The organism is Streptosporangium sandarakinum, assembly GCF_013409935.1.
Taxonomy (GTDB): Bacteria; Actinomycetota; Actinomycetes; order Streptosporangiales; family Streptosporangiaceae; genus Streptosporangium; species Streptosporangium nondiastaticum.
This window is the reverse complement of record NZ_JACCCO010000001.1, coordinates 999,721-1,023,326: the sequence shown is the minus strand read 5'-3', so window position 1 is coordinate 1,023,326 and position 23,606 is coordinate 999,721. Positions and strand designations below refer to the sequence as shown.

Sequence of the window (23,606 nt, the reverse complement as noted above, 5' to 3'; positions counted from 1 at the left end):
GCGTGCGGAAGGACGATCTCACGATGCGCATCGGCATGGCCCTGAACTACTCGGGGGGCTTCAAGGAGACGGTGGCCGAACTGGCCGACTACGAGAAGGCGGGGCTCGACATCGTCTTCGTGGCCGAGGCGTACAGCTTCGACGCGGTGAGCCAGATGGGCTACATCGCGGCGAGGACGGAACGGCTGCAGATCGCCTCCGGCATCCTGCCGATCTACTCCCGCACCCCGACCCTGCTGGCCATGACCGCCGCCGGCATGGACTACGTCTCCGACGGCCGCTTCACCCTGGGCCTGGGCGCCTCGGGGCCGCAGGTCATCGAGGGCTTCCACGGCGTGCCGTACACCGCGCCGCTGGGCCGTACCCGCGAGGTCGTGGAGATCTGCCGCCGGGTCTGGAGGCGCGAGCGCCTGACCTACGAGGGCAGGTACTACAACGTCCCGCTGCCCGCGGACCAGGGCACCGGCCTGGGCAAGCCACTGAAGATCATCAACCGTCCGGTCCGGGACCGCATCCCCATCGTGATCGCCGCCATCGGGCCCAAGAACGTCGAGCTGGCCGCGGAGCTGGCGGAGGGCTGGGAGCCGATCTTCTACATGCCGGAGAAGGCCGCCGACGTCTGGGGGGCGTCCCTGGCCGCGGGGAAGGCCAGGCGCGACCCGGCCCTGGGCGAGCTCGACGTCATCGCCCAGGCGCCGCTGGCCATCGGCGAGGACGTGTCGGAGTGGCTGGAGCTGGGCCGGCCGATGGCCGCCCTCTACATCGGCGGCATGGGCGCCAAGGGCAAGAACTTCTACAACGACCTCGCCCGCCGCTACGGCTACGAGAAGGAGGCCGAGCAGATCCAGAACCTCTACCTCGACGGCAAGAAGGACGAGGCCGCCGCGCTCGTCCCCGGGGAGCTGCTGGAGCAGATGTCGCTGATCGGCCCGGAGAGCCACGTCCGCGAGCGCCTGGCGGTGATGCGGGACTCGGGCGTCACCACGATCAACGTCGCCCCGCTGGGCCGCACGCACGCCGAGCGGGTCCGGCTGATCGAGAAGGTCAGGGACCTCGCGTCCTGACCCCGCGCGTCTTCTCCCGGAAGGGGGCACGGCTCCGGCCGGCCCCCTTCTCGCGTCCGGCGGCCCGCCGGTCCGCGCCGGTCATTGACAAACCCTCTGATCTTTCCTGAAATGTGAGGTGGATCACAGAGAAAGGGGGAATCATGGGGCGAACCGGCTGGTTTTACCCCCTCGTGAGGTTCTCTCCGGTGATCGTGTGGCTCGTCGAGCGGCTGCACGTCGATCTGTGCCGCACCAGCAGCCGTCTCTGTCGCTGACCCCGGTCCACCCTCGATCACCCCCTTTCCTCACCGGCACGACCGTGTCCGCTCCGGCGTGCCTTTTTCCGAAAGTCTCTTCATGAAGAAGTTCTCCTTCTCCCTGCAACTACTGCTGGGCCTGGCCGTCGGCATCGTCCTCGGCTTCGTCGCCCGGGCCGGCGACGTCGCCTGGCTCACCGCCACCCTGACCGAGGTCGGCAAGATCTTCGTCCAGCTCCTCAAGCTGGCCGTCCCGCCGCTGGTCTTCACCGCCGTCATCGTCAGCGTGGCCAACCTGCGCAACGTCAACGGCGCCGCCCGGCTGGCCGGCAAGACGCTGATGTGGTTCCTGGGCAGCTCACTGATCGCCGTGGCGTTCGGCATCGGCCTCGGGCTGCTGCTCAACCCGGGACAGGGTGTCACCATCTCCACGGCGGGCGCCAAGGCCCCCGACCTGGAGGGCGCCGGCACCTGGGTCGACTTCCTGACCGGCATCATCCCGACCAACATCGTGACCTCCTTCACCGAGGTCAACGTCCTGCAGATCGTCTTCCTGGGGGCCGTCCTCGGCGCCGCCGCCATCGCGGTGGGGGAGAAGGCCAAGCCGTTCCTCGACCTCGGCCAGTCCGTCCTGGAGCTGGTCCAGAAGGCCCTGTGGTGGATCATCCGGCTGGCCCCGATCGGCACCGCCGGCCTCATCGGCAAGTCCATCGCCACCTACGGCTGGGACCTGCTGGCCCCCCTCGCCAAGTTCAGCGCGGGCGTCTACATCGGCTGCGCCCTGGTCCTGCTCGTCAGCTACCCGCTGCTGCTGGCCCTCGCCGGCAAGGTCAGCCCGCTGACCTTCTACCGCAACGCCTGGCCCGCCATCGAGCTGGCCTTCGTCTCCCGCTCCTCGGTCGGCACCATGCCGCTCACCCAGCGCGTCACCACCGAGCGCCTCGGCGTGGACCGCGACTACGCCTCCTTCGCCGTGCCGTTCGGGGCGACCACCAAGATGGACGGCTGCGCCGCGATCTACCCGGCCCTGGCCGCGATCTTCGTGGCGCAGGTGTTCGGCGTCCCGCTCGGGGTGGGCGACTACCTGCTGATCGCGTTCGTCTCCGTGGTCGGCTCCGCCGCCACCGCCGGCCTGACCGGCGCGATCGTGATGCTCACCCTCACCCTCAGCACGCTCGGCCTGCCGCTTGAGGGCGTCGGCCTGCTGCTGGCGATCGACCCGATCCTCGACATGATCCGTACCGCCACCAACGTGGCCGGCCAGATGGTCGTGCCGGTCATCGTGGCCCGCTCCGAGGGCAGGCTCGACGAGGCGGTCCTCAACGCCCCGCCGCAGCCGCTGGACGAGGCGCCCGCTCCCGCCTCCACTCCCGGCCGCGGCCGCGGCGGAGCCGAGCCCGTTCCGGCCTGACGCCCCACGCCTGAGGGCGGGTCCCGGTCCACCGGGGCCCGCCCTCCGCGCGTTCCGCGCCGGACACCCCTACGGGTGCCCCGCCCCGCCCGCCGGTGATCCGTACGGCGCGTGCCCCGTCCCGGCCGGGTGGCGCGAAAAGTCCGTCCGGGTGGCACGGGAAGAATCGTGAAACGGGCAATACCATGCCTTAATGACCGTCACCCATGCCCGGCGCCGCGAGCGCCTGGCGGCCCTGCTCCCCGCCTGCGAGGCGGACGCGATCCTGGTCACCGGCGGCGTCAACGTCCGCTACCTGACCGGCCTGGACAGCTCCAACGCGGCCCTGCTCGTCCGGGCCGACGCCCGCGCCGCGCTCGCCACCGACTCCCGCTACGCCGAGACCGCCCGGCGGGTCTGCCCCGACGTCGAGGTGATCGAGGACCGCGACGTCACCGGGGTCCTGGCCACGGCCGTCCTGGACGGCTCGCCGCCCGGCCGCCTCGCCGTCGAGGCCCACCGGATGACGGCGGACGTCTACTTCACGCTGGGCGGGGACCTGCTGCGGCTGTCCGGCCTGGTGGAGTCGGTGCGCCGGGTCAAGGACGAGGAGGAGATCGGCCTGCTGCGCACCGCGTGCGAGCTGACCGACCGGGCGTTCGCCGAACTGCTTCCCACGCTGCGGCCCGGCCTGACCGAGCGGGAGGTCGCCCGGACGCTGGAACGCCTCATGGCGGACCTGGGCGCCGACGCGCCCGCCTTCGCCACGATCGTGGCGAGCGGGCCCAACGGCTCCATCCCGCACCACTCGCCCTCGGACCGGCCCCTCGCCCGCGGCGACCTCGTCACGATGGACTTCGGGGCGCGCTACGGCGGCTACCACGCCGACATGACCCGGACGGTGGCGATCGGCGAGCCCGCCGGCTGGCAGCGCGAGCTGTACGACCTGGTCCGCGCCGCCCAGCGCGCGGGCCGCGAGGCCGTACGGCCCGGCGCCGCCACCCACGAGGTGGACGCCGCCGCCCGCGACCTCATCGCCGCGGCCGGCCACGGCGGGCACTTCGGCCACGGCCTCGGGCACGGCGTCGGACTGGAGATCCACGAGGTGCCGTTCCTGTCTCCGGTCCCGGCCGCCGCGAAGACCGAGCCAGGGCGCGGGCACGCTAGACTAGAGGATCGAGTACCGGTCACCGTTGAGCCCGGGGTCTACATACCTGGCAGGGGCGGCGTCCGCATCGAGGACACGCTCGTGACACGTGATGACGGACCGGAACTTCTCACACGGACGACCAAAGAGCTGCTTGTCCTTTAAGAGCGGCCGTACGCAGGAGAAACTAGTGGCGACGACGAACGACCTCAAGAACGGCCTGGTGCTCAAGCTCGATGGCGGCGAGCTCTGGACCGTCGTGGAGTTCCAGCACGTCAAGCCCGGCAAGGGTGGTGCGTTCGTCCGCACCAAGCTGAAGAACATCCTGTCGGGCAAGGTCGTGGACAAGACCTTCAACGCGGGCGTCAAGGTCGAGGTGGCCAACGTCGACAAGCGGGAGATGCAGTTCTCCTACATGGACGGCGACGAGTTCGTGTTCATGGACACCGAGACCTACGACATGCTCAACGTCTCCCGGGTCGCGGTCGGCGACGCCGCGAACTACCTGCTGGAGAACATGCTCGCCACCGTGGCGATCAACGAGGGCAACGTCCTCTACGTCGAGCTCCCGGCGGCCGTCGAGCTGACCATCGCCGAGACCGAGCCGGGCCTGCAGGGCGACCGCTCCACCGGCGGCACCAAGCCCGCCAAGCTGGAGACCGGCGCCGAGATCAAGGTGCCGCTGTTCATCACGACCGGCGAGAAGGTCAAGGTCGACACCCGCACCGGCGATTACCTCGGCCGCGCCTGATGTCGGCACGCGGTAAGGCGCGCAGGCGCGCGCTCGACATCCTGTTCGAGTCGGAGGCGCGCGGCGAGGACCCTCTCAAGATCCTCGCGGAGCGCCTGGAGCGGGCCGACCCGCCGGTCAACGAGTACACCGCGGCGATCGTCGAGGGCGTGTGCCGTCACCGTGACCGCATCGACGAGCTGATCACCACGTACTCCGAGGGCTGGACCCTCGACCGCATGCCCGCGGTCGACCGCAACCTGCTGCGCGGCGGCACCTACGAGCTGCTGTGGATGCCCGACGTCCCCGAGGGCGTCGTCATCAGCGAGTGGGTCGGTCTGGCCTCGGAGCTGTCCACCGACGAGTCGCCGCAGTTCGTCAACGGGCTGATGGCGCGGTTCAAGCAGCTCAAGCCCTCCCTGGCGCTGTAGGGCCCGGCTCCGGCCGGCCCCTGCGACCCCCGCCGCCCCCGGTTCCCCGGAGGGCCGCCGGGGGCCGCACGCGGGCGCGGCCGTAGGCTGGGCTGGTCATCGGCCAGAGGGAGGCGATCCGAAGTTGCGCGCCGTAGGCACTTCACGGCAGTCAGGTACCCCGGCGGTCCGCACCGCCGTGGTCTGGGACGTCCTGCGGGCGGTGCTCGCCGAACGGTCGTCCGCCACCGGCCGGGACCGGCTCGACATCGTCGACGCCGGGGGCGGCACGGGGGGCTTCGCCGTACCGCTGGCCGAGCTGGGGCACGCCGTCACGGTCGTCGACCCCAGCCCCGACTCGCTGGCGGCCCTGGAGCGGCGCGCCGCGGAGGCGGGGGTGGGCGTGCGCGCCCTGCAGGGCGACGCCGCCGACCTCGGTGACCTGCTCCCGGCCGGCTCCGCCGACCTGGTGCTGTGCCACAGCGTGCTGGAGTACGTCGAGGACCCGGCGGGGGCGCTGGCCGCCATGGGCGGCCTGCTGCGCGCGGGCGGCGTGATCAGCGTGCTGGCCGCCAACCCGGTCGCCGCCGCGCTGCACCGTTCGGTCGCCGGCCGGTTCGACGAGGCCCGCGAGGTCCTGGGCGATCCCGAGGGCCGCTGGGGCGACCGCGACCCCACGCCCCGCCGCTTCACCCGCGAGGCCCTGTCCGGGCTCCTCGCCGGGGCCGGATTCACCCCCGGCGACGCCCACGGCGTGCGGATCTTCGCCGACCTGGTGCCCAGCCGGCTGCTCGACGGCGAGCCGGGCGCGGCGCGCGCGCTGGTCGCGCTGGAGCAGGCGGCCGCCGCGCACCCGGTGCTCCGGGACATCGCGACCCAGCTGCACGTCCTCGGCCACCGATGAGGGTTGTGCCGAACGCCTGTTCCCATAGGATGGCGGGGTGTCGAGGAAACAGCAGGTGCCACGTCCCGGGCCGGCGCTCGGCACCGACGACACCGGCTGCCCGATCCTGCACGTCGACATGGACGCCTTCTACGCGAGCGTCGAGCTGCGCGAGCGCCCCGAGCTGCGCGGCGTCCCCGTCATCATCGGCGACCCCGGCGCGCGGGGCGTGGTGCTCAGCGCGACGTACGAGGCCAGGCGGTTCGGGGTGCACTCGGCGATGCCCATGACCCGGGCCCGCCGGCTCTGCCCCCGGGCGGTGGTCATCCCGCCCAGCCGGCACAAGTACGCGGAGGTCTCCCGCGGCGTCATGGAGATCTTCCGCTCGATCACCCCCGACGTGGAGCCGATCGCCTCCGACGAGGCGTTCCTCGACGTCGGCGGGGCCCGCAAGCGGCTCGGCCGCCCCGCCGTGATCGCCGCGGCGATCCGCGAGCGGGTCGTCCGGGAGCACGGGATCACCTGTTCCGTCGGGGTGGCCGGCAGCAAGTTCGTGGCGAAGCTCGCCTCCCAGCACTGCAAGCCGGACGGCCTGCTGGTGGTGCCCGCCGACGAGGTCGTCAGCTTCCTCCACCCCCTGCCCGTCGCGGCCCTGTGGGGCGTCGGCGAGCGCACCGAGCACTCCCTGGTACGGCTCGGCATCAAGACGGTCGGCGACCTCGCCCACACCCCGGTCGACGCCCTGCGGCGCGAGCTGGGCCAGGCGGCCGGGACGCACCTGGCCGAGCTGGCCTGGGGGCGCGATCCGCGCCCGGTGCGGGCCGACGTGCCCGACAAGAGCATCGGCGCCGAGGAGACGTTCGCCACAGACGTCGGCGACCCGGTGGAGATCCGCCGCGAGCTGCTGCGCCTGTCGGAGCGGGTCGCGGCCCGGCTGCGCGAGGGCGGCCACGTGGGCCGCACGGTCAGCGTCAAGCTCCGCCGCGCCGACTTCAGCACCATCACCCGGTCGCGGACCCTGCGGGAGCCCACCGACGTCGCCCGTGACCTCTACACCGTCGCCTGTGAGCTGTACACCGCCTCTGGCCTGGGCCGGACGCCGCTGCGGCTGGTCGGGGTGCGGGTGGAGAACCTCCGTCCCGCCGCCGAGACGCCCCGGCAGCTCGGGCTGGGTGAGCGGGAGAAGGGCTGGCGGGAGGCGGAGCGGGCCATGGACCGGGCGGCCCGCAGGTTCGGACGAGATGTGGTGCTCCCGGCTTCTCTTGTCCGCCCTCCGTTTGATGAAATAGATCTATGACGTCACCTCCGGTTTGGACTACGTTGGACGTTTTCTTTCGTCTACGTCTACAGCCTCGTATTCTGGGGATAACCGACCGCGAGGTTCGGACACCCCGTGTCGTCCGTCACCGTCTTCCCCGTCCTGGGGCTGTCCTTGGGAGGCGCCGTGCCGCTCTCTGAGCACGAGCAGCGCTTGCTCGACCAGATCGAGCAGGCCCTCTACGCCGAGGACCCGAAGTGGGCCAACACCGTCAGGATCAGTGACCCGCGCAGCCATTACCGGCGCCGCCTGGTGAAAGCCTCCATCGGCTTCGTCCTCGGCATCGCCCTGCTGATGGTCGGCGTCGTGATCAACAAGATCCCCATCGGTGTCGGCGGTTTCGTGGTCATGCTCGCCGCGTGTCTTTGGGGTCTGTCCAGCTGGAAGCGGATGAACGGCTTCGGCGACGCTCCAGGGGCCAAGCCGGGCCGGCAGAGGGGCCGGGCGGGCCGCAGCCCGGGGCCCCGGCAGACCTTCATGGAGCGGATGGAGGAGCGCTGGCGCCGCCGGCACGATGATCGCTAGGGTCCGTCCGGGCCGCCTCCGTCAGGGAGGCGGCCCGTTCCGATCCGGTGGTCAGACGCGGCCGGTCAGCCGCCCGCCGGTCAGGCCGTCCAGCCTGGCCGTCAGCCGCAGCCGTGCGCCCTCCAGCCGCTCGGTGGCCTCCAGCAGGCGCCCGCCCGCCCGGCGTATCCGCAGGAGCGTGGACGGCGGCAGCAGCACCGCGCGGATCCGCCGGCCCCGCGTCACCCGGGCCGCCAGCGCCCGCCGTACCAGACGCAGGTCCTCCCGCAGCGGGCCGGTCTCGCCGGGGGTCCGGGCGAACATCATCCGCTCCACCAGGGTGGCGATCCTGGTCAACGCGGCGGCCTCGTCGGCGTCGAACCCGTGCTGCCCGGTCAGCCGCCCGGCCAGCGCGCGGGGGCTCTCACTCGGCAGCCGGCCCATGCCGTAGTCGCACAGGGCGTCGTCCAACTCGGCCCAGGCCGCCGAAACCGCCCCCTCCGGCGCGCCGCGGCCGGCCCGGACCTCCGCCGCCCCGGCGGACGCCGGCGCGGACGGGCCGCCGGGCACCCCGGACGGGCCCGAGGAGAGGGACCTGCGGCGCCGGGCGCGCAACTCCCAGCGGAGCACCGCCGGCACCAGCGCCACCAGCAGCACGGCCAGCAGGCCGAGACCGATCCAGACGGCGACCGGCACCCCCTCGTCCACCGCGACCGGCACCCCGGTGAGGTCGCGCTGCAGCGTCCGGTCGTCGCGGGAACGGGCCGAGGGGTCGCGCGGCGTGTCCGTGCCGCCCGAACCCGTCTCCGGGGTGGAGTCCGGCCGCTCGGAGCCGTCCGTGGTCACCTGGGGGCGGGTGTAGACGGGCACCGACGCGGTGCCCTGGCCCGCCGACCCGGCGGGGGTGGGCTCGAACCGCAGCCAGCCGGTCCCCTCGAAGTACAGCTCGGGCCAGGCGTGCGAGTCGTGGGCGCGCACCTGCCAGACGCCGGAGACGTTGGTGCCGCCGGTGTAGCCGATGGCCACCCGGGCGGGGATGCCCAGGACCCGGGCCAGCACCGCCATCGAGGCGGCGAACTGCTCGCAGTAGCCGGTCCGGCTGCGCAGCAGGAAGTCCGCCAGCGCGGAGCCGGTGTGCCCCCGCGTGGCGAGGCTGTAGGTGAAGCCGCCCTCCTTGGTGAAGAACTCCTGGAGCTGGACCGCCTTCTCGTACGAGTTCGCGTCGTCCTTCGTCACCCGCCTGGCCAGCGCGCGGACCTCCCGCGGCAGGTCCGGGGGCAGCCGGAGGTAGCGCTCGCCGACCGAGGCGGGCGTGGACCCGGCCGCCCTGAGCGCCTCTGTGGTGGGGTTGGGCTCGGCGGTGGTGACCCGGTAGGTCATCCCCTCGGCGGTGTCGCGGGTGGAGAACACCATGAGCGTGTCCCGGTCGGACCGCCAGTCGCCCTCGATGTCGACCCGGCCCGCGGGATACGGCAGCGGCAGGAAGCTCATGCCCCTGACGTCCTCGCTCACCGCGATCGTGGTGGTGGCCCGGGTGACCGGCGTGGCCGGGGCGAGCCCCGGAGGCGCGGGCAGCGGCCCCTCGGAGGTGCGGTCCTCGGGGCGGCCGTGCGGATCCGACATCGTCCACTGCTCGCCGTCGAAGACGTCCAGGGCGTACGTCCGCAGGTAGCGGGACAGGCCGTCGCTGCTCGTGTAGCTCAGCACGGTGGAGTTCGCCGGCAGCGACAGGAGCCCCCGCATGCTGACCATCGGGTTGGAGACGCTGATCGAGTTGCCGCCCCGCCCCCTGCCGTTGCCCACGCCGAAGCCGAACAGCGGATCGGGCTCCAGGGCGGGCAGGAACGCGGGCACCAGGACGGCCAGCGCGACCGCGGCGAAGCCGATGCGCTTGCCCGACATGCGCAGCGTCCCCGCCTCGGCGTCGGACGGTCTCGGCGCGACGAAGGAGGGGGCCCGGCGCACCAGCACGGCCCTGCCCCAGTGGCTGATCCGTTCCCGCCCGTCGGCGGCCAGCAGCCCGAGGTAGCCGGCGGCCGCGATGATGAACGCCAGCCAGTTGATCGGGTCGGCGATCACCGCCGCCGGGACGGTGAACAGCGTCAGCAGCGGCAGCCCGGCCAGCGCGGCCCGGCGCATCCGGACCGCCAGCAGGTCGACGACGATCGCGATCAGGCCGACGCCGCCGCAGGTCAGCAGGACGATGCCGGGGTTCGGCGGTACCGGGGCGGCGTAACGCTGGATGTCGGTGAAGCCGGTGGCCAGCAGCCCGCCCAGCGCGCGCACGGACGAGACGGTGGGCACCAGGACGCCCCACGCCTGCTCCCGGGCGAAGGCCGCGGTCAGGAAGATCAGGACGGCCAGCAGCTGGAGCGGCGGCACCAGCCGGTTCGGCAGGGTGTAGCGGCCGGCCAGCAGGCCGGTCCCGGTCACCACCAGGATGACCCCGAGGCTCGACCAGAACCAGGCGCCGCCGGAGAACAGGGGATAGAGCGCGGTCGCGACCGCTCCGGTGGCCACGCCCGCCGCGGCGGTGAGCCTCATACGGCGCCTCCACCGGCTGCGAACCGTCGCATACGGTGCGTCCACCGGTCGCGGACCGCCCGAGAAGCCCCGGCGGTGCCTCCGCCGGGTGCGAACCGTCCCTGAAGCCTCATGCGGCACCTCCACTGGTCGCGAACCGCCCGCGCTGCCCGGCCTCCGGCCACACGTCGGCGATCGAGACACCGGACGGCAGGCGCACGACGCGCCAGCCCGCCCCGGCGAGGACGGCCTGCGCCGCCCGGTACTCCTCGTTCGAACCGAGCTCCGGGCGCTCCCACCCGGCCACGTCCAGCAGCACGGCCACCCCGGTCATGTTGCCGTGCCTGAGCCGGGCCAGGGCCTCGGCCTGCTCCACGTCGATCCCGCCGAGCACGGCCACCACCAGGCCGTCGCCGCCGCCCTGCCGCAGCGCGCCCACGCCGTACTCCAGCGAGCGGGCGGAGCCGGTGCGCACCACGGCCAGGGCGTCCAGCAGCGACCAGCTCGCCCCGGCGTCGTCCAGGTGCTGGGCGCCCTGGTCGGTGACCAGCCGCAGGCCCAGCCCCTCGCGGGCGAGGTGGACCCCGATGGACGCCGCGGCCGAGACCGCCACCTCGAACGACGAGCGGGGGCCCTCGCCGCGGTGCGCGTACCTGCGGGTGTCCAGCAGGAGCGCGCCGCGGCTCTGCCACTGCTGCTCCTCGCGCCGCACCATCAGCTCGCCGTACCGGGCGGTCGAGCGCCAGTGCACCCGCCGCAGGTCGTCGCCCTGCCGGTACTCGCGGGGCGCGACGTCGTCGTCGCCCGCCGCGGCGACGCTCCTGGTACGGCTCTCACCCCCGCCGCTCCACTCGCCGGAGAGGCGGACGTGCGGCAGCGCCACCACCCGCGGGGTCACCACGAGGGTGTCGCTGATGGTGAACGACCTGGTCAGCTCCACCAGGCCGAACGGGTCGCTGATCCGGACCGTCAGCGGCCCGATGGGGAAGCGGCCGCGCAGGTCGGACCGCACCCGGTAGTCGATCTCCCGGATGCCGCGCGACTCGACCCGGTCCAGGATGAACCTGGGCCGGGCCCCGAGCGCGTAGGGGACGGTGTCCTCGATCAGCAGCAGGCCGGTCGGCAACCGGGTGATGTTCTCCAGGCGGAGCGTCACGGTGGCGTCGGTGCCGGTCTCGGTCCTGGGCGGGTCCAGCCGCCGCGCGCAGCTCAGCCGGTAGCGGGTGCGGGCCACCACCACGGCCGCCAGCAGCGGCAGGGCGGCGATCAGCACGCCGATCCTGAGCAGATCCTGCTCCCCGAGGGCGACGGCGCACAGCATCGCCGCGAGGCCGGAGGCGATGAACGACCGGCCGCGCGACGTCAGAGCCCTGAGTCCCGAGGTCACTTGGCCGGGGCCTCGGGGACGGGCACCCGCCGGACCAGCTCGGCCACCACCTGCTCGGGCATCCGGCGCTGGCCCTGGGCCTCGACGCTGGGCAGCAGCCGGTGGGCGAGCACGGGGACGCTCAGCTCCTGGAGGTCGTCGGGGATGACGTAGTCGCGGCCGGAGAGCGCGGCGTGCGCCCGGGCGGCCCGGACCAGCTGCAGGGTCGACCGGGGGGAGGCGCCCAGCCGCAGGTCGGGGGAGGTGCGGGTGGCGGTCACCAGGTCGACGGCGTACTTCTTGACCGGCTGGGAGACGTAGACGGCGCGCACCGCGTCGATCAGCGCCCGCACCTCGGCGGTGGTCGCCACCGGCTCCAGCTTGTCCAGCGGGGAGGCGGCGCCGTGCACGTCGAGCATCTCCAGCTCGGCGCTCGCCTCGGGGTAGCCCATCGCGATCCGGGCGGTGAAGCGGTCGCGCTGCGCCTCGGGAAGGGGATAGGTGCCCTCCATCTCGATGGGGTTCTGGGTGGCGATCACCATGAAGGGACCGTCCAGCACGTAGGTCGAGCCGTCCACGGTGACCTGGCGCTCCTCCATGCACTCCAGCAGCGCCGACTGGGTCTTCGGCGAGGCCCGGTTGATCTCGTCGCCCACCACGATGTTGGCGAACACCGGTCCGGGCTTGAACTCGAACTCCCTGGTCTGCTGGTTGTAGGCGCTGACGCCGGTGATGTCGCTGGGCAGCAGGTCGGGGGTGAACTGGATCCGGCGCACGGGGCAGTCGATGGACCGCGCCAACGCCTTGGCGAGCATGGTCTTGCCGACTCCCGGCACGTCCTCGATGAGCAGATGGCCTTCGGCGAGGAGAACGGTGAGGGTGAGGCGGACGACGTCGCCTTTGCCCTCGATCACCGACTCGATCGCCTGGTGGATCCGCTGGGCCGTGACCACCAGCTCGTCGAGCCGGGGAGGGACGTCATGGGTTACTGCCACCAGGCCTCCATGAGGGTGCGGCGGTTTTGCGCCGGGGGTCATATTTCGGGGCTTTTAGCGCCCCTTTTCATTGTGGGTACCGACATTACGATGTCGGAAGTTCCCCGGCGACCCAATGTGGGCATGAAACCTCATTTCGGGCTCTCGGCCGCGCCGGGCCCGCGGCGGATCCCCGCCGGTCCGCCGATTTCATGATCGTTCGGCCATGGGCCGTCTTCCCGACACGCCCGTGACGTGCCGGGGCCGCCCACCCCCTCCACTCCGCTCCACCCATCCTGACCTGCGATTTCTTCACCGAAGTCGATCGCCGGGAGATGCGGAATCAGTTGACGGTGGAGAGAAGTGGAGTATGGTGGTGCGCAGTGGAGAGCAGGGACGAAAGTGGTCTGCCCTCCGCAAGGCACGGGAGGTGGGGCCGGTGTTCCTCGGCACTCACCATCCGCGCCTCGATGACAAGGGACGGCTGTTCCTGCCGGCGAAGTACCGCGAGGAGCTGGCGGAGGGTCTGGTGATCACCAAAGGCCAGGAGCGCTGCCTCTACGTCTTTCCCGTAGAGGAGTTCAGGCGCATCACCGAGGCTCTGCGCACCGCGCCGGTGACCGCCAAGGCGGTCCGTGACTACAGCCGTGTCCTCTTCGCCAGCGCGTCCGACGAGGTCGCCGACAAGCAGGGCCGGATCACCGTCCCGCAGCCCCTGCGCGAGTACGCCGGCCTGAGCCGCGACTGCGCGGTCATCGGCGCCAACACCCGCCTGGAGATCTGGGCCTCGGGTGCCTGGGACGCCTATCTGGCCGAGCAGGAGCAGGCCTTTTCCGACCTGTCGGAGGAGGTGCTGCCAGGGATCTTGTGACTCCACGGTCGACTCATCGGTGAGAAAGTCGTTCGGCGAGGTCTCCACCCGCAACCACGCGCCCGTCAGCTGATGCACCTTCCCCGGTGTCAGGTGACGGGCCGGCACGCGGGTGCGGATGGGGACCTGGCCGGGCGGCCCGTGGTGGGGGCCAGCAGGAACACCGGTGAGCGTCGCCGCACATCCGCGAGCGATGCGGCAAGAGGGGGTTTGCGCTTCATGCGCGCTGACAACGACATGTCCGATCTTCCGGGCCCGGGCGCGGCTCCGGGCGGCCACGTGCCCGTGATGCTCGATCGCGTGCTCGAACTGCTGGCCCCCGCGCTGGCGGGTCCGGACCCGGTGGCGGTCGACGCCAATCTCGGCCTCGGCGGCCACGCCGAGGCGCTGCTGGCCGCCCACCCCTCGCTGCACCTGATCGGCATCGACCGCGACCCCGCCGCCATCGAGCGCTCCACCGCCCGGCTGGCGCCGTACGCCGACCGGATCACCCTGGTCCGCGCGGTCTCCGACGAACTGCCCGAGGTGCTGGCCCGGCTGGGCCGGCCCCGGGTCGACGCCGTCCTGTTCGACCTGGGCGTCTCCTCGCCCCAGCTCGACGAGGCCGAGCGGGGCTTCGCCTACTCCTACGACGCGCCCCTGGACATGCGGATGGACCCCGACCAGGAGCTGACGGCCGAGGTGGTCGTCAACACGTACCCGGCCGCCGAGCTCATCCGGATCCTGCGGGATTACGGCGAAGAGCGATTCGCCCCGCGTGTCGCGCGCCTAATCATCAAAGAAAGGGGCAACGAGGCCATAACGTCTACCAAGCGGCTCGCGGAGATCGTCCGTACGGCGATCCCCGCCGCCACGCGACGGACCGGGGGCAACCCGGCCAAGAGAACTTTCCAGGCGTTGAGGATCGAGGTGAACGCGGAGTTGACGGCGCTGGAACGTGCGCTCCCCGCGGCGCTCGACGCCCTGACGCTTGGCGGGCGCGTGGTGGTGCTCGCCTACCACTCCCTTGAGGACCGGCTGACCAAGCAGGTCCTGGCGGCCCGGACCAGGGACACCAGCCCCCCCGGGCTGCCGGTCCCGCTGCCGGCCCACCAGCCGCGGTTCGCGCTGCTGACGAGGGGTGCCGAACTCCCGAGCGAAGAGGAGGTGGCCCGCAACCCGCGGGCGGCCTCCGCCCGGTGCCGGGCTGCAGAGAGGATCCGTGAGGCAGTTGACGAGGAGTGACACAGACGTCCGCGCCGCGCCGGGCCGCGCCGCGCGGCCTGGGCGCGTCTCCCGCGCCGTGCCGCGGGGACGCGGGGCCGCCGCGCCCGCCAAGCCCGCGCCCGCCCCGGGTCGGCCCGTCGAACCCGCCAAGCCCGCTCAGGGCCGGTCCGCCGCGCCCGCCAAGCCCGCGCCCGTCAAGCCCCTCAAGCCCGCCGCGCCCGTCAAGGCCGCGCCCGCCAAGCGCGCGCCGAGCAGGTCCGCGCCGAGCAGGTCCGCCGCCCGGCCCTCCGCCGCCCGTACGGCACGGCCGCCCCGGCAGGGCCGGCCGCCGCGCGCTCCCTTCGTGCTGCTCGTGGTGGGCCTCCTCTGCGGCGGGCTGGTCAGCCTGCTTCTGCTGAACGTCGTCCTCGCCCAGGACTCCTACCGGCTCAACGAGCTGCGCGACGGCATCAGCAGACTCCAGCTGCAGAAGGCGGACCGCGAGAACGAGAACGCCCGGCTCGGCATGCCCGAAGAGCTCGCCAAGCGAGCCGGGCTGCAGGGCCTGGACCGCGACTGGGACAGCATGCGCACGATCGACAGCCGGCCCGCCAGCCAGGGCCAGGCGCCCGTCACGCGCGAGCGGGTGGAGGGCACGGGCAGGTGAGGGAGACCGGCGGGCGGGGCTCCGGCCCGGGCCGCGGCGGCTCCGGCGGCCCCGCCGGAGGGTCCGGCCGCCGGGTCCCGAAGGGACCGGGCCGGCCCGGCAGACCGGGCGGCCCGGACGCCTCCAAGGGGACGTCCGGCCGGGGCGGCCCCGAGCAGGAAGGCCCCGGCGGCCGGGGAGGGTCCTCCCCGGCCGGCGGGCAGCCGTCCCCGGAGGGCTCCGGCCGGCGCCCGGACGCCTCCGGGCGCTCCGGCGGGCCCCGGCGCGCCGAGGGATCCGGGCGCCGCGAGGAGACCGGCGGGGCGGGCGGGTCCTCCCGCGGCCGGTCGCCCGGCAGGCCCGCGCGCCCCGAGGGCTCATCCGGCCGTTCCCCGCGCCCGGAGTCCGCGTCGGGGCGGCCCTCCCGCGCGGAGGGAGCCGGGGGCCGGGGCGCCCGCTCCGGCGGCGCGGGCGGATCCGCCTCCGCCGGCCGGAACGGCGGCTCCGCCGTACCGCCGGGCAGGCCCCGCGCCGGGTCGCCGGCCCGGGACGCCCGCGACACCGGGGACGGCCCCGCCCGCGGCGGGCGGCCCGGATCCGCCTCCGCGAAGCCCCCGGCCGCCAGGACCGGTTCGGCCTCCGGGAAGCCCCCCGCCTCTCCGAAGTCCTCCGCCTCCGCGAAGCACCCGGCCTCCGGCCGGCCCGCGACCGGCAGGCCCGGCCCCGCCGGCGCGGCGGGCAGGCCCGGCCGTCCGCCGGGGCCCGAGGCGCCCCGCAGGCCGGGCCGCTCACCGCGCCCCGAGGAGCCGGCGGGCCCCGCGGGCCGGCCGCGCGTCCGCCCGTCCGGCGACCAGGCGCGCCCGCCCCGGCCCGCCCCGGCGACCGGCGGGAACGGAGGCGGCGGCAGGCCGCCCAGGCCGCCCGCGCGCCCGCCCGCGACGCTGCGCCTGGGCAACCCCGGCCGGCGGATCAGCGTCGGCCTGGTCGCGATGACCTTCGTGCTGTCCATCTTCGCCGGGCGGCTCATCCAGCTCCAGGGCCTCGACTCCAAGGTCTACGCCGCCGAGGCGGCCAAGCAGCGGGTCCAGGGGGAGAAGCTGACCGCCCGCCGCGGCTCCATCACCGACGCGGCCGGGCACGAGCTCGCGCTGACCCGGGAGGCGCGCGAGGTCTACGTCGACCCCTCCGAGGTCAAACCGGCCATGCGCGACCAGATGGCCACCTTCCTCGCCACGGAGCTGGGCCAGCCCAAGCAGGACATCGCGACCAAGCTCGCCGTACCCGGCAGCCGCTACCAGAAGCTGGCCTCCGCCGTGGAGCCGTCCGTGGCCGGGCGGATCATGCAGGGGGCGTCGAAGCTCAAGTTCAAAGGGCTCGGCACCCGGAGCCGGTACGTGCGCGACTACCCCGGCGGCGACCTCGCCGGGACCCTCCTCGGCTTCGTCGGCGACGACGGGAACGGCCTGAGCGGCCTGGAGAGCACCTACGACACCCTGCTCGCCGGCCGCGACGGCGAGCAGATCATCGAGACCGGCCGCGCCGGGCAGCGCATCCCGATGACCCGCAGCACGGTCAAGGCGCCCGTCGAGGGCAGGGACGTCCGGCTCACCATCGACCGCGACATCCAGTGGGCCGCCCAGCAGGCGATCGCCGAGGAGGTGAAGGCCACCGGCGCCCGCACCGGCAGCGTCATCGTGATGGACGCCCGCGACGGCCGCGTGTACGCCATGGCCAACGCCCCCGAGCTCGACCTGAACGACTGGCGGCGGACCTCGCCCGAGAACTGGGTGAACCGCGCCGTGACCGACGTGTTCGAGCCGGGCAGCACCAACAAGGTCATCACCGCGGCGGCCGCCCTGGAGTCGGGCGCGCTGCGGCCGGACACCGCCATGCGGGTCCCGGACAACATCCGGTGCGCCGACCAGGTGCTGCGCGACTCCCACCCGCACCCCGTGGAGCGGCTGACCTTCTCCGGCGTGGTCGCGACCTCCAGCAACGTCGGGACGATCATGGCCGCGCAGAAGATCGGCGACCAGCGGCTGTACGAGATGATGCGGCGCTTCGGGTTCGGCGCCAAGCCGGGCAGCGGCCTGTACCGCGAGGAGGGCGGCCTGCTGCCCGACTGGCGGAACTGGTCGGGAAGCCAGCGCTGCACCATCGCCTACGGCCAGGGCGTCTCGGTCACCGCGCTGCAGACGGCCAGCGTCTACCAGACCATCGCCAACGGCGGCGTGCGCGTCACCCCGACGATCGTGGCCGGCACCACCGACGAGCGGGGCGCGTTCACCCAGGCCGCGCCCGCCGCGCGGACCCGGGTGATCAGCGAGCGCACCGCCAGGGACGTCGCCGGGATGCTGGAGGCCGCGGTCGGCGCCGAGGGCACCGGCAACCTGGCCGCCATCGACGGCTACCGGGTGGCGGGCAAGACCGGCACCGCGATGCGCTACGACGCCGAATGCCGGGGATACTGCGGGTACACCTCGACGTTCGTCGGCTTCGCCCCGGCGGACGCCCCACGCCTGGTGGTCCTGGCGGTCGTGCAAGATCCTCAGAAAGCCCACTACGGTGGAGAGGTCGCAGCCCCGGTATTCAGGAAAGTGATGACGTTCGCGTTGAAGAGCCAGAAGATCCCGCCCACCGCGACCAGGCCGTCGGCCTCGGTGCCGATCCGCACCGGCCGCTGACGAGGGAAGGTACGCTCTCGCCGTGCGTCCCCCGTCGTCCATGCGACCCTCAACCAGTTCGCCCCGGCCGCTGTCGGGGCTGGCGAGCCTGCTCGGCGCGCCCTCCGGCACGTCGCGGGCGCCGCTCGCCGCGGTGTCCGGGGTCACCATCGACTCCCGCCGGGTCCGGCGCGGAGACCTCTACGTCGCGCTGCCGGGCGCCACGGCCCACGGCGCCGACTTCTGCGCCCAGGCCCTCGCCGCCGGCGCCGCCGCGGTCCTGACCGACCAGGCGGGCCGGGAGGCGGCGGTCGCGACCGGCCTGCCGGTCCTCGTCGTGCCCGACCCGCGCGCCGTGCTCGGCCAGGTCTCCTCCTGGGTGTACGGCGCGCCCGCCGCCGCCATCACGCTCATCGGCGTCACCGGCACCAGCGGCAAGTCCACCAGTACCTTCCTGCTGGAGGCCGGGCTGCGGGCCGCCGGGCACACCACCGGCCTCGTCGGCGGCGTGGAGATCCGCGCCGGCGACCTGCGCTTCGAGTCCACACTGACCACCCCGGAGGCCAGCGACCTGCAGGGCCTGTTCGCCCTCATGCGCGAGCGGGGCGTCACCGCCGCCGCGATGGAGGTCTCCAGCCACGCGCTGGCCCTCGGCCGCGTCGACGGGATCCTCTACGACGTCGCGCTGTTCACCAACCTGTCGCAGGACCACCTCGACTTCCACCGCGACCTCGACGACTACTTCGCCGCCAAGGCCCGGCTGTTCACCCCCGAGATGAGCCGCGCCGGGGTCGTCAACATCGACGACGCCCACGGCCGCGAGCTCCTCGGCACGGCGAAGATCCCGATGACCACCTTCTCCGCCCAGGGGGCCCCGGAGGCCGACTGGCGCGCCACAGACGTGCGCCTGAGCGGCGACGGCAGCTCCTTCCGCGTGGTGGGCCCCGGAGGCGTCGAGGAGGACGCCACGGTGGCGCTGCCCGGCCCGTTCAACGTCGCCAACGCCCTCGGCGCGATCGTCGCCCTGGTGGAGGCGGGGGTGCCGCTGCGCGCCGCGGCGGCCGGGATCGGCACGCTGGCCGGGGTGCCCGGCCGGATGGAGCGGGTGCCGGGCGCCGACGGCTTCGAGGCCATCGTGGACTACTCCCACAAGCCCGGGGCCGTGGAGTCGGTGCTGCGCTCGCTGCGCGAGGTCACCGAGGGCCGGCTGACCGTGGTGCTGGGCTGCGGCGGCGACCGCGACCGCGGCAAACGCCCCATGATGGGCGCCGCCGCCGCCCGGCTGGCCGATGTGGCCATTCTCACCAGCGACAACCCCCGCTCGGAGGACCCCCTGCGGATCCTGGCCGAGATGATGGACGGGATCCTCGGCGTGTCTCCGGAGGAGCGGGCCCATGTGATCATTGAGCCGGACCGGGCCGCGGCCATCGATCTGGCGATCGGCCGCGCGGGCCCCGGCGACGTGGTCGTCGTGGCCGGCAAGGGTCACGAGCAGGGCCAGTACGTCGGCGACCGGGTCCTCCCGTTCGATGACAGGCAAGTGGTGGCCGACGCGATCGGCAGACGGCGGAGCCGTACCGGGCGCCAGGCGTGTATGGAGAGTAAGGAAGCCTCATCATGATCCCGTTGCCGCTGGGCAGGATCGCCGAGATCACCTCGGGCGCCCTCGCGGGCATGGCCGACCCCCGCGCGGTCGTACGCGGCCCGGTCGTCGTGGACTCCCGGGCCGTCGAGCCGGGGTCGCTGTTCGTCGCCGTCAAGGGCGAGCGGACCGACGGGCACGACTTCGCCGCGGCCGCCACGGAGGCGGGCGCCGTCGCCGTGCTGGCCTCCCGGCCCGTCGAGGCCCCCGCGGTCGTCGTCGGCGACGTCGTGGGGGCCCTGGCCGACCTGGCCACGGCGGTCTGCGCCGGGCTGCCGGCGGCCACGGTCATCGGCGTGACGGGCTCGGCGGGCAAGACCACCACCAAGGACCTGCTGGCCCGCCTCACCGCGCGGATCGGCCCCACGGTCGCGCCGGTCGGCTCGTACAACAACGAGATCGGCCACCCCCTGACGGTGCTGCGGGCCGACGAGAGCACCCGCTACCTGGTGCTGGAGCTCAGCGCCCGGGGGGTCGGGCACATCGCCCACCTCGCCAGGATCGCCCCGCCGAAGATCGGCGTGGTCCTCAACGTCGGCAGCGCGCACATCGGGGTCTTCGGCGGCCGGGACGCCATCGCCAAGGCCAAGGGCGAGCTGGTCGAGGCGCTGCCCGCCGACGGCGTCGCCGTACTGAACGCCGACGACCCGCTGGTGGCCGCGATGGCCGACCGGACCCGCGCCCGGGTCACCTGGTACGGCCGCGGCGAGACCGCCGCGGTACGGGCCGAGGGCGTCACCCTCGACGGGCGCGGACGCGCCTCCTTCACGCTGCGCACCCCCTCCGGGGCCGCGCCGGTCTCCCTGCGCCTGTACGGCGAGCACGCCGTGGACAACGCGCTCGCCGCGGCTGCCGCCGCCTACGAGCTGGGACTGCCGGTCGCCACCATCGCCGAGGAGCTGTCGGAGGCCGAGCCCCGCAGCCGCTGGCGGATGGAGGTCACCGACCGGGCGGACGGCGTCACCGTCATCAACGACGCCTACAACGCCAACCCCGAGTCCATGCGCGCCGCGTTCGGCGCCCTCGGGGCCATCGCCGGGGGCCGGCGCCGCCTCGCGGTCATCGCCTCCCCGAGCGAGCTGGGCGAGCACGGCGCCGAGCTGAACGAGGGCGTGGGCCGGACGGCCGCCGCCGCGGGCCTCGAAGCCCTGTTCGTCGTCGGCGCCGACGCCGGGCCCGTCCTGGCCGGGGCCGAGGCCGCCGCCGCGGAGGCCCGCGCCGCGGGCGGGCACGTCCCCCGGATAACGCACGTCCCCGACGTCGAGACGGCCGTCGCCGAGGTCTCGGCGCTCCTCGCGCCCGGCGACGTGGTGCTGGTCAAGGGCTCGCGCGTGGCCGGCCTGGAGCGGGTGGCCGAGGCCCTGCTCGGGGGTGAACGCCGATGAGGGAGATCCTCATCGCGGCGGCGGTCAGCCTGCTGCTGTCCATGTTCGGCACGCCGCTGGCGATCCGCCTGTTCTCCCGGCGCGGCTACGGCCAGAGCATCCGGGAGGAGGGACCCTCCGGCCACCACGACAAGCGCGGCACCCCCACCATGGGCGGCACCGTGATCGTGATCGCGGCGCTGATCGGGTTCGCCTGCGCCCACCTGGTCGCCTGGACCCAGCCCACCGTCTCGGCGCTGCTGGTGCTGTTCCTGATGACCGGCCTGGGCATGGTCGGCTTCCTCGACGACTTCATCAAGATCTACAAGCAGCGCAGCCTGGGCCTGCGCAGCGGCGCCAAGGCGCTGGGCCAGCTCATCGTCGGCGCGGTCTTCGCGGTCCTGGTGACCCGCTTCCCCAACGCCTACCTCATCACCCCCGCCGAGACCCGGCTGTCGTTCCTGCGGGACTTCGGCCCCTCCATCGGCATCATCGGGTTCACGATCTGGGTGCTCATCATGATCGTGGGCTTCTCCAACGCGGTGAACCTCACCGACGGCCTCGACGGCCTGGCCAGCGGCGCGACCGGCGTGGTGCTCGCCTCCTACGTGCTGATCGGCAACTGGCAGCTGCGCAACAGCTGCACCGTCCAGCTGAGCCCCAACTGCTACTGGGTCCGCGACCCGCTAGACCTGGCCGTGGTCGCCGCCGCCGTGCTCGGCGCGCTGGTCGGCTTCCTGTGGTGGAACGCCCCGCCCGCCAAGATCTTCATGGGCGACACCGGCTCGCTGGCCCTGGGCGGCGTGATCGCCGGCCTGGCCATCACCACCCGCACCCAGGGCCTGCTGATCATCCTCGCCGGCATGTGCGTGGTCATCACGATGTCGGTGATCATCCAGGTCGGGTTCTTCAAGATGACCGGTAAACGGGTCTTCCGGATGGCGCCGCTCCAGCACCACTTCGAGCTGTCGGGCTGGGCCGAGACGACCATCGTGGTCCGCTTCTGGCTGATCGCCGCCCTGTGCGCCGCCGCCGGCCTCGGGCTGTTCTACGTCGAATGGATGCCCAAGCCGTGACGGCCGCGGATCCCACCGGCATCGGGGGCATCGGGGGCACGGTCGTCGTCGCCGGGCTCGGCGTCTCCGGGACCGCCGCCGCCCGCGTGCTGGCCGGGCGGGGCGCGAAGGTCGTCGTCCTGGAGGGCCGCGACGGCGAGCAGGCCAGGGCCGCCGCGGCGGAGCTGGCCGGGCTGGGGGTCGAGATCCGGTTCGGCGAGCCCGCCGGGGTGCCCGCCGGCGCCTCCCTGGTCGTCACCACCGGCTGGCCGCCGCACCATCCCGTGATGGCCGCCGCCGCGGCGGCCGGGATCGAGGTGATCAGCGAGGTCGAGCTCGGCTGGCGGCTGCGCCCGGCCGGCGCGGCGCCGTGGCTCGCGCTGACCGGCACCAACGGCAAGACCACCGTGGTCCGGATGCTCGCCGCCATGCTGGCCGCCGCCGGGCACCGCGCGCTCGCCGCCGGGAACGTCGGCACCCCCGTCGTGGAGGCCGTCGGCGGGCCCTGGGACGTGCTGGCCGTGGAGCTGTCCAGCTTCCAGCTGCACCGCTCGCCCAGCCTGGCCCCGCACACCGCCGCCGTGCTCAACGTGGCGCCCGACCACCTCGACTGGCACGGCTCCCTGGAGGCGTACGCCCGGGACAAGGGGCGGATCTTCGAGCGGGCCGGCACGGTGGTCTGCAACGCCGACGACGAGTGGCCGGCCCGCCTGGCCGAGCCGTACGCCGGCGGGGCCGCCCGCGTCGTCGGCTTCACGCTCGACGTGCCGCGGCCCGGACAGGTCGGCGTGGTCGAGGACCTGCTGGTGGACCGGGCGTTCACCGCCGACCCGCGGCGCGAGGCCGCCGAGCTGGCGGGCTTCGCCGACATCCGGCCGTTCGCGCCGCACAACGTCGCCAACGCGCTCGCCGCCGCGACCATGGCCCGCTCCTACGGGGTGCCCCTGGAGGCCGTACGACAGGGCCTGGCCGACTTCGTGCCCGACCCGCACCGCATCGCGCACGTCGCGACCGTGGACGGCGTCGACTACGTCGACGACTCCAAGGCGACCAACCCGCACGCCGCCGCCGCCTCGCTCGCCGCCTACCCCTCGATCGTCTGGGTCGCCGGCGGACAGCTCAAGGGCGCCGACGTCGACGACCTGGTACGGCGGGCCGCGCCGCGGCTGCGCGGCGCGGTGCTGCTGGGCGCCGACCGCGAGCGGATCCGGCAGGCTCTGGCGCGACACGCCGAGAATGTCCCGGTGGTAGAGGTGGCGGGGCAAGACACTGGGGTCATGGATCGCGTCGTCACCGAAGCCGCCCGGCTCGCCACCCCCGGGGACACCGTGCTGCTCGCCCCCGCGGGGGCCTCCCTCGACATGTTCCCGAACTACGGCGCCCGCGGGGCCGCGTTCGCCAGGGCCGTCCTGGAGCGGCTGAACGGGCCGCGAGGGTCCTGAGAGCGCATGAGACCACATCCTCAGGGTCCTCGCGACGCTCGCCCGGCGGATGGCGATCCGCTCGTACCGGCCCAGGGCCGGGGCGAAGGCGAAGTCCTGACCGGGGGCCGGGTCGTGGCGGCCGCCGTCGAACCGGTCGCCGACGGCGACCCGGGTACGGTGGCCGACCGGCTCTCCTGCCGTTCGGACC

At 73.7% G+C, this 23,606-nt stretch carries 19 protein-coding genes; 16 read left to right on the top strand and 3 right to left on the bottom strand.

From position 1 onward, the window contains the following. Window positions 1-23: 23 nt before the first annotated feature. The 8 genes from HDA43_RS04420 to HDA43_RS04385 all read left to right on the top strand — a co-directional run bounded on the left by HDA43_RS04420 (window position 24) and on the right by HDA43_RS04385 (window position 7,706). Window positions 24-1,064: an LLM class F420-dependent oxidoreductase gene (locus HDA43_RS04420; RefSeq protein ID WP_179818430.1), complete on the top strand. Its 1,041-nt coding sequence runs from the start codon at window positions 24-26 to the stop codon at window positions 1,062-1,064. Window positions 1,065-1,403: 339 nt separating this feature from the next. Continuing rightward, window positions 1,404-2,714 (top strand): dicarboxylate/amino acid:cation symporter, encoded by a 1,311-nt coding sequence (locus tag HDA43_RS04415; RefSeq protein ID WP_179818429.1) that lies wholly within the window; start codon window positions 1,404-1,406, stop codon window positions 2,712-2,714. A 193-nt stretch (window positions 2,715-2,907) separates the two neighbouring features. Beyond that, window positions 2,908-4,005 (top strand): M24 family metallopeptidase, encoded by a 1,098-nt coding sequence (locus HDA43_RS04410; RefSeq protein ID WP_179818428.1) that lies wholly within the window; start codon window positions 2,908-2,910, stop codon window positions 4,003-4,005. A 25-nt stretch (window positions 4,006-4,030) separates the two neighbouring features. Next, on the top strand, window positions 4,031-4,591 hold the full coding sequence (gene efp / locus HDA43_RS04405; protein ID WP_179818427.1) for an elongation factor P: 561 nt from the start codon (window positions 4,031-4,033) through the stop codon (window positions 4,589-4,591). Then, window positions 4,591-5,001 carry a transcription antitermination factor NusB gene (nusB, locus tag HDA43_RS04400; protein ID WP_179818426.1) on the top strand — a complete coding sequence of 137 codons (411 nt, stop codon included), beginning with the start codon at window positions 4,591-4,593 and terminating at the stop codon, window positions 4,999-5,001. Before efp ends, nusB begins: the two co-directional genes overlap by 1 nt. A 124-nt stretch (window positions 5,002-5,125) precedes the next feature. Continuing rightward, window positions 5,126-5,884 (top strand): methyltransferase domain-containing protein, encoded by a 759-nt coding sequence (locus HDA43_RS04395; protein WP_179818425.1) that lies wholly within the window; start codon window positions 5,126-5,128, stop codon window positions 5,882-5,884. Between the two features lie 37 nt (window positions 5,885-5,921). Beyond that, window positions 5,922-7,160: a DNA polymerase IV gene (gene dinB, locus HDA43_RS04390; protein ID WP_179818424.1), complete on the top strand. Its 1,239-nt coding sequence runs from the start codon at window positions 5,922-5,924 to the stop codon at window positions 7,158-7,160. 147 nt (window positions 7,161-7,307) lie between these two features. Then, the gene (locus tag HDA43_RS04385; RefSeq protein ID WP_179818423.1) at window positions 7,308-7,706 is read left to right on the top strand and encodes an SCO2097 family morphological protein; all 399 of its coding nucleotides are present in this window, start codon (window positions 7,308-7,310) and stop codon (window positions 7,704-7,706) included. Window positions 7,707-7,757: 51 nt separating this feature from the next. Here HDA43_RS04385 and HDA43_RS04380 read toward each other — a convergent pair whose 3' ends face one another. The 3 genes from HDA43_RS04380 to HDA43_RS04370 all read right to left on the bottom strand — a co-directional run bounded on the left by HDA43_RS04380 (window position 7,758) and on the right by HDA43_RS04370 (window position 12,611). Further along, entirely contained in the window at window positions 7,758-10,229 is a 2,472-nt protein-coding gene (locus HDA43_RS04380) for a transglutaminase TgpA family protein (RefSeq protein WP_179818422.1), read from the bottom strand. Between the two features lie 109 nt (window positions 10,230-10,338). Continuing rightward, window positions 10,339-11,595 (bottom strand): DUF58 domain-containing protein, encoded by a 1,257-nt coding sequence (locus tag HDA43_RS04375; RefSeq protein ID WP_179818421.1) that lies wholly within the window; start codon window positions 11,593-11,595, stop codon window positions 10,339-10,341. Then, the gene (locus HDA43_RS04370; protein ID WP_376770452.1) at window positions 11,592-12,611 is read right to left on the bottom strand and encodes an AAA family ATPase; all 1,020 of its coding nucleotides are present in this window, start codon (window positions 12,609-12,611) and stop codon (window positions 11,592-11,594) included. The genes HDA43_RS04375 and HDA43_RS04370 overlap by 4 nt, the downstream gene beginning before the upstream one ends. 376 nt (window positions 12,612-12,987) lie before the next feature. On the opposite strand from HDA43_RS04370, the gene mraZ reads away from it, so the two are divergent. From mraZ to murD, 8 genes are all read left to right on the top strand, one after another. Further along, complete coding sequence (mraZ, locus tag HDA43_RS04365; protein ID WP_179818419.1) at window positions 12,988-13,419, top strand: division/cell wall cluster transcriptional repressor MraZ; 432 nt, start codon at window positions 12,988-12,990, stop codon at window positions 13,417-13,419. Between the two features lie 219 nt (window positions 13,420-13,638). Beyond that, window positions 13,639-14,643, top strand: coding sequence for a 16S rRNA (cytosine(1402)-N(4))-methyltransferase RsmH (gene rsmH, locus HDA43_RS04360; protein ID WP_179818418.1), 1,005 nt, complete (start codon window positions 13,639-13,641; stop codon window positions 14,641-14,643). Further along, complete coding sequence (gene ftsL, locus HDA43_RS04355) at window positions 14,630-15,271, top strand: cell division protein FtsL (RefSeq protein WP_179818417.1); 642 nt, start codon at window positions 14,630-14,632, stop codon at window positions 15,269-15,271. Before rsmH ends, ftsL begins: the two co-directional genes overlap by 14 nt. Window positions 15,272-16,239: 968 nt before the next feature. Next, window positions 16,240-17,934: a peptidoglycan D,D-transpeptidase FtsI family protein gene (locus HDA43_RS04350; RefSeq protein WP_179818416.1), complete on the top strand. Its 1,695-nt coding sequence runs from the start codon at window positions 16,240-16,242 to the stop codon at window positions 17,932-17,934. 40 nt (window positions 17,935-17,974) lie between these two features. Then, window positions 17,975-19,534 (top strand): UDP-N-acetylmuramoyl-L-alanyl-D-glutamate--2,6-diaminopimelate ligase, encoded by a 1,560-nt coding sequence (locus tag HDA43_RS04345; protein WP_179818415.1) that lies wholly within the window; start codon window positions 17,975-17,977, stop codon window positions 19,532-19,534. Then, the gene (locus HDA43_RS04340) at window positions 19,531-20,940 is read left to right on the top strand and encodes a UDP-N-acetylmuramoyl-tripeptide--D-alanyl-D-alanine ligase (protein ID WP_179818414.1); all 1,410 of its coding nucleotides are present in this window, start codon (window positions 19,531-19,533) and stop codon (window positions 20,938-20,940) included. The genes HDA43_RS04345 and HDA43_RS04340 overlap by 4 nt, the downstream gene beginning before the upstream one ends. Next, a complete protein-coding gene (gene mraY / locus HDA43_RS04335; protein ID WP_179818413.1) occupies window positions 20,937-21,995 on the top strand; it encodes a phospho-N-acetylmuramoyl-pentapeptide-transferase in 1,059 nt (352 codons plus the stop codon). Before HDA43_RS04340 ends, mraY begins: the two co-directional genes overlap by 4 nt. Beyond that, the gene (gene murD, locus HDA43_RS04330; protein WP_312872990.1) at window positions 21,992-23,416 is read left to right on the top strand and encodes a UDP-N-acetylmuramoyl-L-alanine--D-glutamate ligase; all 1,425 of its coding nucleotides are present in this window, start codon (window positions 21,992-21,994) and stop codon (window positions 23,414-23,416) included. The genes mraY and murD overlap by 4 nt, the downstream gene beginning before the upstream one ends. The last annotated feature ends 190 nt before the right edge of the window (window positions 23,417-23,606 follow it).